This is a genomic window from Kordia sp. (assembly GCF_050633145.1).
Lineage (GTDB): Bacteria > Bacteroidota > Bacteroidia > Flavobacteriales > Flavobacteriaceae > Kordia.
Genome location: NZ_JBOEFY010000002.1, coordinates 1 through 13,136, shown reverse-complemented (window position 1 = coordinate 13,136; position 13,136 = coordinate 1). Strand labels below are relative to the sequence as shown.

The 13,136-nt window shown below is 33.1% G+C and carries 13 protein-coding genes; 1 reads left to right on the top strand and 12 read right to left on the bottom strand.

Features of this window, described 5'->3' with window-relative positions; genetic code table 11:
• Window positions 1-49: 49 nt before the first annotated feature.
• From ACRBBL_RS00460 to ACRBBL_RS00405, 12 genes are all read right to left on the bottom strand, one after another.
• On the bottom strand, window positions 50-868 hold the full coding sequence (locus ACRBBL_RS00460; RefSeq protein ID WP_431367072.1) for a GLPGLI family protein: 819 nt from the start codon (window positions 866-868) through the stop codon (window positions 50-52).
• Window positions 869-1,253: 385 nt separating this feature from the next.
• Complete coding sequence (locus ACRBBL_RS00455; protein ID WP_431367071.1) at window positions 1,254-1,826, bottom strand: hypothetical protein; 573 nt, start codon at window positions 1,824-1,826, stop codon at window positions 1,254-1,256.
• A 159-nt stretch (window positions 1,827-1,985) separates the two neighbouring features.
• Window positions 1,986-2,162 (bottom strand): hypothetical protein, encoded by a 177-nt coding sequence (locus ACRBBL_RS00450; protein WP_431367070.1) that lies wholly within the window; start codon window positions 2,160-2,162, stop codon window positions 1,986-1,988.
• A 184-nt stretch (window positions 2,163-2,346) separates the two neighbouring features.
• The gene (locus tag ACRBBL_RS00445; RefSeq protein WP_431367069.1) at window positions 2,347-2,577 is read right to left on the bottom strand and encodes a hypothetical protein; all 231 of its coding nucleotides are present in this window, start codon (window positions 2,575-2,577) and stop codon (window positions 2,347-2,349) included.
• A 407-nt stretch (window positions 2,578-2,984) separates the two neighbouring features.
• Window positions 2,985-3,737, bottom strand: coding sequence for a LytR/AlgR family response regulator transcription factor (locus ACRBBL_RS00440; protein ID WP_431367068.1), 753 nt, complete (start codon window positions 3,735-3,737; stop codon window positions 2,985-2,987).
• A gap of 319 nt (window positions 3,738-4,056) precedes the next feature.
• On the bottom strand, window positions 4,057-7,092 hold the full coding sequence (locus tag ACRBBL_RS00435) for a ligand-binding sensor domain-containing protein (protein WP_431367067.1): 3,036 nt from the start codon (window positions 7,090-7,092) through the stop codon (window positions 4,057-4,059).
• A 1-nt stretch (window position 7,093) separates the two neighbouring features.
• Window positions 7,094-7,939 (bottom strand): SH3 domain-containing protein, encoded by an 846-nt coding sequence (locus ACRBBL_RS00430; RefSeq protein ID WP_431367066.1) that lies wholly within the window; start codon window positions 7,937-7,939, stop codon window positions 7,094-7,096.
• Window positions 7,940-8,341: 402 nt separating this feature from the next.
• On the bottom strand, window positions 8,342-9,391 hold the full coding sequence (locus tag ACRBBL_RS00425) for a hypothetical protein (protein WP_431367065.1): 1,050 nt from the start codon (window positions 9,389-9,391) through the stop codon (window positions 8,342-8,344).
• A gap of 223 nt (window positions 9,392-9,614) precedes the next feature.
• The gene (locus ACRBBL_RS00420) at window positions 9,615-9,830 is read right to left on the bottom strand and encodes a hypothetical protein (protein WP_431367064.1); all 216 of its coding nucleotides are present in this window, start codon (window positions 9,828-9,830) and stop codon (window positions 9,615-9,617) included.
• 217 nt (window positions 9,831-10,047) lie between these two features.
• Window positions 10,048-10,743 (bottom strand): TauD/TfdA family dioxygenase, encoded by a 696-nt coding sequence (locus ACRBBL_RS00415; protein ID WP_431367063.1) that lies wholly within the window; start codon window positions 10,741-10,743, stop codon window positions 10,048-10,050.
• A complete protein-coding gene (locus ACRBBL_RS00410; RefSeq protein WP_431367062.1) occupies window positions 10,733-11,092 on the bottom strand; it encodes a hypothetical protein in 360 nt (119 codons plus the stop codon). The genes ACRBBL_RS00415 and ACRBBL_RS00410 overlap by 11 nt, the downstream gene beginning before the upstream one ends.
• Before the next feature lie 30 nt (window positions 11,093-11,122).
• A complete protein-coding gene (locus ACRBBL_RS00405) occupies window positions 11,123-11,491 on the bottom strand; it encodes a hypothetical protein (RefSeq protein ID WP_431367061.1) in 369 nt (122 codons plus the stop codon).
• 178 nt (window positions 11,492-11,669) lie between these two features.
• Here ACRBBL_RS00405 and ACRBBL_RS00400 point away from each other — a divergent pair, with 178 nt between their 5' ends.
• Window positions 11,670-13,136: a hypothetical protein gene (locus tag ACRBBL_RS00400; protein ID WP_431367060.1), complete on the top strand. Its 1,467-nt coding sequence runs from the start codon at window positions 11,670-11,672 to the stop codon at window positions 13,134-13,136.

The following is a 13,136-nucleotide window of genomic DNA, read 5'->3' as shown; positions in this document are numbered from 1 at the left end:
TATTTAGACTATATATTAAAGTAAAAGTTTAATACTAAACTAAAAAAAATTAACCTCTTCTTCTGCCTCGATTACTCATCATTTCTTGCATTTTCCCTTTGATGGTTTCTTGGTACTTATCTTTTGTGATTTCTTTTCCGCTTTTTGGCGCTTCAATCTTGATTTCTTCTTTCGGATTGATGACAATTTTAGAACACAATATAGTTGTATCGCCAGCACTTACTTCTAAAATCAATCCTGGTAATCCCCAAAACTCTGCGGGTCCATGACTCACAGGAACTTGTAATGAATACCAAGCTTCCACTTCAACCATTGGAACATCTGGTTTTCCGTCGCCATCTTCATCTTTTCTTCTCAAATCGCTCCATGAAAAATTATACCAAGCCAAATCGTCTTGAGAGATAGAAGCCGTTGCTTTAAAACAAGTATACTGTCCAATTTGCTTCGTTTCTTTCCCCATTTTCCAATCAATCTTGTGTAGTTTATCTTTTACCAAAAACTTCTTCCCATAAAATTCCTGCGCTTGCACCAAGGTTACATCTTTTACATTCTTGTATTGTACGCCTCTGGTAAAATTTGCGCCCCAAGTATCTGTTGCTCCAGAAATTGCATCTAACTTATCTTCTTCTTTAAAAACCGAAGCTACTTTATCAAAGCTCAACACATAGGTTTTCTGTAATCGGTTCTTCAAACGTGCTGCTACATCTTTCTTTTGTGCTTCGCTGAGTTTTGCGCCCCAACTTCCTAATTGCATTTTCGATTTTGAAAAATAATAGGCTTTTCCTTGAAACTTTTGTGTGTCACCAGCTTTAAATGAAAGCAATGCGATAAAGGAAAGTGATAGAAATTTAAGTAAAAATGACTTCATGATGTGCGATTAAATGGTTATTTTGTTTAACGAATATAGTGAAAGATTAAACATTTTAGCTAGATTCTTAAAGAAATTAACATTTATTTATGTGTAACGACTTTGTTTTCAGTTGTGTTTTAAGAAGAATGAGAAGATTGTTTGTGAATTATGATGGTGATTGTGGAAAACCGTAAAGTTGGAAAAAGTTAGTGATTTATCTTTATCTAAAATAACAGTAGCTTTAAGTAGAAGTTTCTGTTGTGTGTACATAAAGTATAATTAAGAATCAATAAATAATGGAACAAACCCTCGCTAGCGCGAGTTTCCGAACTCGTGCCAACAAACAAGCCAAGAAATAATATTGAGTATAGAGAAGTAGTTCTTTTAACCTAAACCTCAAAACCTACTCCTCACGCTTCACACAAGAAATCTTCCAAAAAGGAAAGTTAATGGTCTCTTTTGGATCTACCCATTCGCCAATCCATTTGTAACCTTTGTCGGTAATATCATAAAAAGTCAAACGTGAAAAGCCATCCGTACCATTTGGTGCTTTTTGTGGTTTGTAGAGTATAATTTTTCCATCTTCTGTTTTCTTTCCTTCCCAAGAACCCAAAGTTGGAGTAGGCGAGGCAGAGGCATAATAGTGCACATACCATTTTAAACTGTCTTTATGAAACTGTCTGATGCTTCCCGAATGTTTCCCATCTGCTTTCAATGTTTGATCCTGAATTGCCATTCCGTTCATAATATAGCTATACTTCCAAGTCATTTTTATGGCTTTTGCCCAAGTTCCGTCTGGGTTTCTACGTTGTGATTCACAATCACATTCGCCAATCATCGGTTTAAAATCGTCTAACTGTGCTGGTGCTTTAGGATTTTTAATTCCATACGGATTTGTTTCAGAAGGTTCATATTCATTTTGTGCTGAAACCAGCGTGACCATTCCTAGAAATAGGAGCATAATTAGTATTTTCATAATATTCGTTTTTTGATGTTCTTGAAGATAAGAAATTCTAATTAAATGGCTTAGATTTTAGGTGTTAGGTATTAGGTATTAGGTGTTAGGTGTTAGGTGTTGGGTGTTGGGTTTTGGTGTGAAGAAAAAAAGACTGCCTTTTCAGACAGCCTCTTTATACTATGGACATACTCTAGGATGTGACGGACATATAACCCTGCATTCCGTAAATTTAGTTTTTCGAGCAATCGGTTGTGCTGGTGGTTTCCCAGGAATTCCTCCTAAAATATTTTGATGATTAATCTTAGAAATTACCTGTTTCTTTAGCCTTAAGCTTTTTAAATTCTTTTTTTTCATATTATAAATTTTTAATGATTTATATATATGGGTGAAAAAAGAAAAATCATTACCCAAAATGTAAAATATGAAACGTCATTGTGAGGAAGTATACCGAGGTGATCTGTTTTTCTATAATACAGGTTGCAACGAATTTTTATAAAACTTTCTCAATGACGTTTCTAATTTTTTTTAAACGATAAACCTATCTTTCTGATTCTGTACAAGGTCCCATTTCACCTGGGTCAGTGGTATAACAATGACAAGTGCCACAATAACTAACGATACAATCTTCTCCGCAAAGTGTTCCTCTTTCTGATTGAATAGGGCAGAATCCAGGACCAGTATTACCACCTTTAATTCCAAATTTATCTACATTAAAATTTGAGATTGTTTTTTTACTTAAGTTTAAACTTTTAAGACTCTTTCTTTTCATATTATATACTATTTAAATAATTAATTTATTTAAAGGTCATAAGAGTCTTCATCAGACACAATATATAATGTAAATGCGTAAGCTTTTATTTCATATTTGTTGTTGGTTAAGTAAATATTGCGAGCGTTTTTCGTAGATATACTGGTTTTTATAGCTATTTGATTTGATGTAGAAATAGATCATTAGTACAGGTGCTTTGTCATAACGATTCATTATCAAAGCGTCACTTCGAGTGATTTTCTATCATATTGAACGCAGTCGAAATATAAAGAAAATCGTATTGAGAAGTCCTTCGAAGAGACATCTAAGTAATCTAAAAAGTCTAAAAATCTAAGCAAGTCTAAAAGCGAAGCGATCTAATATCTAACAGCGTAAGCGATCTAAAAGCGTCAGCGGTCTAAGAAAAATCATTTCCGATGAATACTACTCAAAATATCCATCACTTCCACTTTTTTACGAACCGAAACAGGAACCGTACTTTTATCTTTCAATAATAAATAACCACCATCGGTTTTAATAAAAGCTTTAATGAATTGTAGATTGACTAAATGACTTTGATGGACACGCAAAAATTGATAATTACTCAACATATCTGAGAAATATTTCAGCGTTTTAGTTACAAAAATTTTCTGTCCGTCTTGCAAGTAGAAAATTGTATTATTACTGTCAGATTCACAACGGATAATTTCATCCATACTAACAATAATAATCTTGTCTAAGGTGTGAAGCGATATTTTTGTAGGCTTTTCGTTTGGCGCTGCCAAAGTGTCCTTTAAAATATCCAAACGCTCTTTATTTGGGTGAATTTGTCCTTTGGCTTTTTCAATAGCAGCCGTAAGTTCTTCTTCCGAATATGGTTTCAATACATAATCAATCGCAGCAAATTTAAAGGCTCTAATAGCAAACTCATCACTAGCAGTTACAAAGATGATTTTAGAAGTCAAATTCGGAAAAATCTCTAACACATCAAATCCAGAACCATCGCCCAACATAATGTCTAAAAATAAAATATCGGGTTGTTGTTTGCGTAATAACTTCGCGGTTTCCACAACACTTTGTGCAGTTCCGATAATTTTCAATTCAGGATGTAAACGTTCAATATCGCCTTGTAGCATTTGCAAAGCAGCTGGAATATCGTCAACAATAACAGTAGTGAGCATGTTTTTTAAAAGGTATTAGGTGTTAGGTATTTGGTGTTTATCATTCCTGTGGAATGGTAAATTGGAATTTCTTCTAGTAAATATAAAAATCAAAAATCATTTAGATACGTCATTGCGAGAATTTCATAGAAATTTGTGGCAATCTGTTTGTCTCAAAAACTATTTTGGATTTTCAAGGACTTCTCGATACAATTTTTCTTCATTTTATTCCGAAAAACCACTCGAAGAGACGTCTAAGTAATCTAAAAATCTAAGTAAGTCTAAGAGCAAAGCACTGAAAAACTTTTACATTTAAAATTTCACATTCAACATTTAAAATTTAGAACTCCGTTTCTAATGGAATTTTAAAAGAAATCTTCGTTCCTGCTAAGGTAGTATCTTTTTCAGAAAGATCTTCAATTTTTAGCGTATTGCGACCAGCTAATGATTCAATTCGTTCCTTGGTTACTTGCAATGCCATCGATTGATGATCTGTACTTTGTTTGTTTTTTTGCGATTGCTGAATTCCAATTCCGTTATCAGTGATTGTAGCATACAAAAAATTAGCATCTGTCTGAAAAGCTACTTTCAATTCGCCAGGTCGTTGCAATGGCATGATTCCGTGACGAATGGCGTTTTCTACAAAAGGCTGAATCAACATTGGCGGAATCAGTACTTCTTCAGGATCTAAATCAGATTTTAAATCAATTCCATAGCTAAAATCCTTACTGGCCATCAACCGTTCAACTTCTATGTAATTTTTTAATGTTTTAATTTCTTGATCTAGTGAAATCGTATCTTTTCTAGAATTTGTCAACGTTTCACGAAGCAGCACTGCAAAGGTATTGATCGTTTTGTCCATCTTATTGATGTTGTTTCGGCTCATGCCTTTAATCCCATTCAACACATTGAAAATAAAATGTGGATTCATTTGTAAGCGCAACGCTTTTTGTTCCAGCGAAAGCATATGATTTTCCAATTGCAAACGCTCACGAATGGCTCGGTTTTTAGCTTTTACACGCTTGATATAACTGTAAATTATAAAAGCGATAATCAAACCGAGAATCGTCCATAAAATATTTTTAAACCATGTTTTTTTGTATAAAGGTTGAATGACGTGAAACTTGAAACCAATTGCATCACTTTCCAACCAATCTTTATTGCGTGATTGTGCCAAAAAAGTATGATCGCCATAATCCAAATCGCCAAAAGTAATTTTACTTTCTTGATTCCACGGACTCCATTTGTTATTGTCAAATTTGTAACGATATACAATCGCTTCCGGATTGTCTAAATCTACGGAACGAAACTGAAAAGCCAAATCATTTTCATCTTCTGTAAGCTGTAATTGTTTGTCTGAATTTGTCCAATCTTGCAAGTTGATTGAATCTAAACTTTGATAGGCAACTTCAACCTCTTCAAAATGTATTTGCGGTTTTGAACTTTGTTGTATTCCTGTAGAAGGCTGGTATTTAGTTAATCCGTCAATTGTTCCAAACCATAGGTTTCCTTTTGTGTCTTTTGTGGTAGCATTGTGACAGGTTTCAATTCCTAAAAAACCATCATTGCGACCGTAGTGAATTACGTTTTGAATTTCGTTTTTCTTATTGAGTGTAATTTGATCAACACCACGTTCACTTCCAGCCCAAAGTACGCCGTTATCATCAAAAATGAGTTGATAAATATTGTTGGAATACAACTTTTTCTCTCCTTGTAATTGCTCAAATTTTAAGTCTTTTGATAAAGTAGAAAACCAAATTCCTTTCCCTAATGTACCTAAATACATATCGTAATTGTGAAAGCGAATTGTTCCGATAGAAACTTCACTTCCTGTGACTTCTTTATGTGTTAAGTGCGTGACTTTATCATTTTTAATATATCCCAAATGACCTTTACGTGTCGAATACCAAATACGACCAGTTTCGTCACGTGCTATATCGCGAATACCAACATCTTTAATGCCATCTTCCGTTCCAAAAGTTCTGAGATTGAATATTCTTTTCTTTTCATGATCGTACTGAAAACGGGAAATTCCATCAGAATATGTAGCAATCCAAATGTATGAACCGTATATTTTTATAGCGCTAATCCAATCGGAAGGCAAGCCAATATCTGTGGTAATACTTGCCGAATAAATATCTTCTATTTGTTCCGTTTTATACGAAACTTCATCTACTAGCAAACTGTCGTATATAATAGTATCGCGTACTTTTTTTTGATACACATAAATTCCTTTTCCTTCGGTTCCAGCCCAAATTCGACCTTCGTTATCGTTGGTCAATGTTTTTACTTTCTTGTCCAGATATTTGCTAGTTTCTTTTTCTTGATGAATTCCTGTAGAATCAATTTTTGTTAAACCAGATTCTGCTGTCGAAACCCATAATGCTTCGTTTGTGTAATGAAGCGCGTAAATTCTATTTGCAACTAAACCATTGTCTTTGGTGTAATGTCTAAAATTGTTCTTTTCAAACTTAAACAATCCACCACCAGAAGAGCCAATCCATACATTATTTTGGCGATCTTTAAATACATTTCTAATGTTGTAAACTGACAATCCATTGCGTTTACTAATAGATTTTTCTGCTAAATTATCAGTCAGGTTGATGCGTTTAATTCCTGCATTTGTGGTATTAATCCATAACTGATCTGAGTTGATTACATTGATGCTATTAATTTGTCGTATTTCAGAAACTTCTTGAAAACCTTGTTCGTTATTTTTAAATGAAAAAATACCATCTGTAAAACTTGCGGCAATAACTCGATCCTTATAGCGTACTATGGATTTAAAGTCACTATCAAACATTTTCTGAAACTTACCATCTGCCGCTAGACGATCTGTTCTCCACAAGCCACGACGCGACGCAATCCAATAATGTGTTCCATCAAACAAAATGTCATTAATCTGAGTTGAATTTAGCGTAGTATTACAATCTACACGTTGTATTTTATCAGTAAGCGTATACTTATAAATTCCTTTTCGTGTTCCTAAAAAAACTTCATTATCTACAATTTCAATGTCGTATACACGTGGCGATTCGTATTTATCGAAGGTGTTTTTAGCACGAATAGAAAGTCCTTGATGCGTTCCTACCAATAAGGTATTTTTGTGAAATTTAAGTGCGTGAATATAATTAGAACCCAAACCATTTTTTTCGTTCCAAACCTTAAAAGAGATTCCGTCAAAACGTGCAATTCCGCCACCTTGTGTTCCAATCCACAAATACCCCAAATCATCTTGCGTAATTGCATTTACTTGCGATTGTGGCAAACCATCTTTTAAAGTATAAGCGCGCAATTGATCGTTCTGCGCTGTAGAAAACCAAGTTCCTGCAACAATAAATAATAAAAGAAATGCTACGCTTGAAGCAATTTTCATATTAGTCTGATTTTTTACGTTTGTAAAACTCTTTAGAGAATTCTGGTACTAATTTCGTGCCATTCCATTCATATTGACGCGTCATTGTTTTTGATTCTACCCATGCTGAACCTTCATCTATAGTTTCACCTGATTCTTTTGTGAATACAATAACAGGCTGTCCGTTTTGTTCATTTGTCGTGAATGTAAAGGTTTCCGAATCAAAATATCCTCCATCGCCACTTACGGAAAGATTTGCAATATGAATCAACTGATAATCTTCTGTTAAAAAGAAATATGTTGATCCGTTTTCTGCGCCACAAGAATCTCCATGATAACTTATTTTGAGTATGTCTGTCACATTTTGTAACCCTTTGTTGTCTTCCACAGTAAATGAAATAGCGCTTTCAAAAAGAGGCAAAGTGGTTTCGTGATATGCTATTTCAGCATCTCCATACGATGTTCTAATTAGTAGATAATTTTGATTGTCTTTTTCAATCAAACGAAAATAGAAATCAGTATCCGAATTAATTATATAAGCATGCGCCATAAATTTTTCTAAAACATATCCAGTTTTTCCTTTGTATTCAACTTTACACCAAGGCGTTTTTGTGTCAGATATTTCATGAAACTTGTCTGTGATTTCAAGTAATTTAACTTGATCTGAAATACGAAGTAAGGTAACAACGTCTGAAGTTGTATTTGGCGCTGTTCTAAGTTTTACTTTATCTCCATAAAGAGAATAGTTGTTGTTTACTTTAAAAGTTGGATATACAAACGTAGGCTCTTTTTCTTCTTGAGCTGAACCAAAATTGAAGCATAACAAGCAAAGAAGTACTAAAATGGTATTGGGTTTTAAAAAGTACATAAGACAAATATAGGTTAAAAATTAGTGGTTGATTTGATATTTTTTTTAGAACTCGAAACGTCAGTTCGAGTGGCAAATCTTTGATTTGTTGTATCGAGAACAGTTTTGATTGCAAAGTACTTCTCGATACAATTTTCTATCGAAAATCACTCGAAGTGACGTTTTGAGTATTAAAATTGAAAATACAGTCAAATGTTTACTCCGTATAATAAACATGTTGACTGCATTTCGACTTCGCTCAATATGAACATTTCGGTATGATATTTTTGAGTGTTGATTCTGTAAAGGTTAAATACTTCTCGATACAATTTTTCTTCATTTCCTTTCGAAAAATCACTCGAAGTGACGTTAGTGTATCGAAAACATGTTGATCAACAAATTGACACATTTTCAAATGAACAATCATAGTTTTGTATAGTAACGCTGATTGTCAAATTCGGTACGCACATACGATAATGGATTGTTGCGTTGCATCATAGGTTTTAAAATACAAACCGCTGTCGTTTTTCCTTTAATGATTACTTTTTGACCAGATTTGTACGCTTTCCATCTAAAGTACTCTACTTTAATTCCCATGTCTTTAATAATGTTGCTGTACTTTTCGTTATCGTCAATCCAATCCATAATTTCATTTGCATCTGCCAATGATGGTAAGTCTTCGTCGTCTGAGAATTCAATTTCCCAACGCACAGGAATGTTGAATTTGTATGAGAAAGCTTCTCCAGGTTCGCCTTCTTCTTTAGTTCTGATAGCATTTAACCAATGGATATCTTCTAAAGGATATTTACGAATAAACTGTTTTGATAAATCAATATTCCCAGGCGATTGTGCAGTTGGATAGTATCCGTAAAATACATCTGCTAAATAATGCTTTTGAAACTGTCCATTAAAAAGCGTCGCGTGCTGTGTTGCAAATACTTTTGGCTGATAATTTGCCGTAAATGTTTGCTTTAATACTTGTAATAATTGCTTGTTTTTTCCTAATTCAGAAGTGTGAAACACCAATTTACTATCTGCTGCTAATACACTTTTTAGTTTTGGAAGTTTATTTTCTTTCAAACAGTTCAATAAAGATTGTTGTGATAATAATTCACCGTGAATTGTAGTTTCGAGTGATAATCCTTTTTTAGAATTTCCTTTGTTTACAATATGAATTTCGCTGTAATCCTGTTCGTTATGATTTTTGTTTAACCATGCAATGATTTCTTGAAGTGAAAACGCATTGTCAACAATTTTATAGTGTAAACCTTCAAAGTGTTGCTTAGCGTCTTTATAATACGTGCTTTCTCCTTTGTCATATCCTGCAATAAACACAACTGCTTGTTTTGAAGCTACTGTTTCGCTTTCGTTCATTGCTGTTAAATTCTCAGTGTTTTCTTGTGGAGAACATGCAAAAACCAATGTTAATACAAGTCCCATGAATGTTGCCATTTTTATTGCTTTTGTTTGCATAGTGTTGTGATTTTAAGTGTTGTTTTTAATTTTTCTTTACGTTGTTATGTTTGATGATTTGTTGTTTAATTTAAAAATCAACTTGGATGATTTCAATCTGCTTTCGGATTGAATCTACTATCAGCATTGCATTTGAAAACCCACTCTTCAATACATTTGATAGTACTTTTTTGACAGCCGTCTAAAAGATCCAAGTTGATTTTTCCCAACTAACCAACCTAATTTATCTTTTTAGTGTAATGGATGCTTCTTGTCGTACAGGCAAAGCAATATGTTGTAAGCGCATTCGTTTTGCCAATGTCGGACTCGAAATCCATCTGCCTTCTTGAAACAAGGCAACTTTGTTTATTTTTCCTTCTGCATCAAATTGCATTTTGATTTGCGAATAGATATTCAAATACTTTTGAATCATTTTTGTTGCTGTTATATCGTACCACATTTGATGTTTGTTTTTAAAATTTATTTTTTGATGCGATTAAGATGACTTTGTTTCTTAATTACATTTCAAATGTAGTGGCAACTTCACGCTTTTTTGGAGTGCTTTTAGAATTCGTTAGCGTTAAACTAGAATTCGTAATGAAAGGTGGAAATTTGTAGTTTATTTTATGATAAAAGACACGAAAAAGAAGATGTGTGTCTAGATTGAATGAAAGTTTTTATTTTAAATCGAATCGGATTCTTTTAAGCAACCTATCAGAATCTAAATCAATTTTTGTACGACCGTGTAGTAATAGATCGTTTCGGAAGAGAATCAAGTCTCCTTTTTTTAATTTGAACTCTACGACTTTACTATTAAAGATCTTATCGAGTTTGCTGAGATATTGTTTTTCGGTATCATTTAATTTAGAAAAGGTTTCCATTGTTATTCTGTCATAACATATTTGATACTGATTGGATTCGTTAGTGATAATACTTCGCGATTGTCCTCTAAAATTCCATTTTTTAGTAGTTAATTCTTGAATTTCTTCTTTTGATAATTGCTTTAGAATTTCTTCTAAAAATACAAACCTACTTTTCCCTTGATGCAAAGGTGAAGGTTGTACACATAACAATCCAACACAATTTGGAATATCTTTAAAATCAGCGGCATCGGTATGCAACGGAAATGCTAAATTTGAATTTGCAATGGAAGTAAAGAAACCATTTTGTTTAAAAACTTTTACATCAAAAACATCTTTGCCGTTATTATTTCTTATTTCTTTGATGCTAATTCCTAGACGTTTTATAAATGTTTGAAGATCAACATCAGTTAACGGAAAGTTTTCTACGAGAACAATTGTATTTCCTTGTTGTAAATTGTTAATGACAGGTTGCAAAACTAAATCCTTATGATACGTATATTTAGTTACCATAGGCAATAATGTTGATCATATGCAAGCTTAATTCTCCATTAGAACCGTTCTTTGGGAAATCTTTTATTTTTCGATCTAAATCTTCAACGAAGCTGAAATCAGTAAATTCATTTTTATGCTTGTAATAATACTTACAAGCTATTTTTTCTACGTTCCCATCCCATGTAACTTCTCTATATCGCGATATATTGGTAATATCATGAAGTTTAGAAAAAAGTTCTCGTATAGGAGCGTTTTCATCAATATCAATACTATATATTTCTTTTATTGGTATTTTTTCGTTTGTATTATCTGCGAAAACTTCTGCATCATCATCATAGCCAGTAAGGAAGTAAAATTCAATATTCATAATTTGTAAAAAGAATTAGAGTAATAAAGTTTAATTGACAAATCCAGTGTCTGTGTTTATATAGATACTTAGTTCACCGTTAGTTCCATTTTTAGGAAAATCTTTAATTTTTTGGTCTAAATCGTCAATAGACGTAAAACCTATCAAGTCCCGATCAATTTTATAAGAATAACTGCATGCTATTTTTTCAGTGCTATCATCAAACATTACGATTTCGATATAACGAGGTATTCCTGTAATATCATGAAGTTTAGAAAATAAATCTTTTATTGGTAAGTTTTCATCGATGTCAACAACGATAATTTCAGGAATTACATCTTCATAGAGTTCTGAGAAAAATTCAATATTCATGCTTTTATTAGGAGTTGTATTCTGTGTGAAATTACTAAAAAAATACAAGCTCTGACTTGTTCGCTGTCAATTATTTTAAGGGGGAAAACTCCATGTTTCTATTTTTTCACCTAAAATATCATAGTCTTTTTCCTAAGAAGAATTAGGTATTCGACTCTTACGCAGTTTTTTATGTCTAGGTAGTTTTGTGCCAAGAAATATTATAACCTAAAAACTAGAGAAAATTATGGGAACAATTAAATCAACTTGGGCAGGAACGCCCATTTCGTTAGACGATCAATTAGAAGATGCAGTTTGGTCTGGAGCACAAGAAAAACAAATGAAATTTGATGGCGGATTTATGCTTGCAAAGAATGATGCAAAATATTTGTATGTCGCATTAGATGTTGTAAAAGATACACACAACGATCCTGGAACTGAAGACTATTTTTGGTTTACGTTTGATAGAAATAGAAATAAAGCGATTACACCAAATTACGATGTGAATTATGGAAATTATCCTGGCAACCCTAATAAAATTGGTAGACAATATTATAAAGGAGCAGGTCGATGGACAGGTTTGTTGAATGAAGTACAAAAATCAGAATGTAAAAGTACTTTCGGAACTTCCCCAAATTCCGCAACGCCACATAGAATCTGGAAGTTTAAATTTAGATTGACAGATTTAAAAGTAAACTTATTATGGTGGTGGTTTAGTTCATACACAAAGTTTGGTTTTAGAGTACATTCAAACAAACCCAATCTAAATTATGATACACCAACCAACTTTTTTAGAGATTTCTCAAAGTTACACACCTTATACTTCTCAAGAAAACCATCTATTTCAAATGCAGATTTAGGACCAATTATGGGAAGTGTAGGATTGATTCCAACCACAAAAATTAACTCAGCAACAGGACGTGCTACCACAGCATCAAACTATTTTATTTATGCTAGAAATGCCGCTTTTGGAGGAAGATTGAATGTAATTGGGAATCGTACAAAGATGGATCAATTGCCAGGATTAGGAGCAAAGAAGTACAAAGTGTTTCATAGAAAGGGAACTTCAGGAGGATTTTCTGAGTTTGTGACTTCTTGGTATAATTATAAATGGGATGGTTCCGATTATGTTTTGGAAGCTGCTTCGCCAGATGGTAGTAATTTCTATAAAATGCCAAGCGCAGGTGTCGATTATTCGATTGATGATTTGTTGTTTCAGTTCAACTCTACAAAATTGGATACAGGATTGCATCAGTTTAAAGTGAAATTTTATAACAATGCAGGAACCGAAGTTGGCGCAACGAACCCAGAGCAAATTTTGACAATGTATATTGATAATAATGTTCCGGAAGTAAGTATCAATTCAGTCAAATATAAAAATGCTGAAATTGGTGCATGTGGAATTGTAAATCTTCAAAATCCAAATGATACATTAGATATAGATTTTGAAGCCTATGATAAAGAAGGAAACTTATTAGATTATAGCTTATCAGCAAGGTGGGGCGAAGGTGATTCGAAGAATATTGTATATAAAAAGTACGATCCAATAGCTACGCCAGGAAACTGGAAAGGAAGTCATAGTATTACAGGAAGTTTTAATCCTAAAGTGACATGCGCGCATTCGTTTAATGTATATGCAAGAGCAAGAACTACAAATGGATATGGCTATGTTGGAAAAAATAGTACGTATAGATATGTGACGATTATTAAGTAA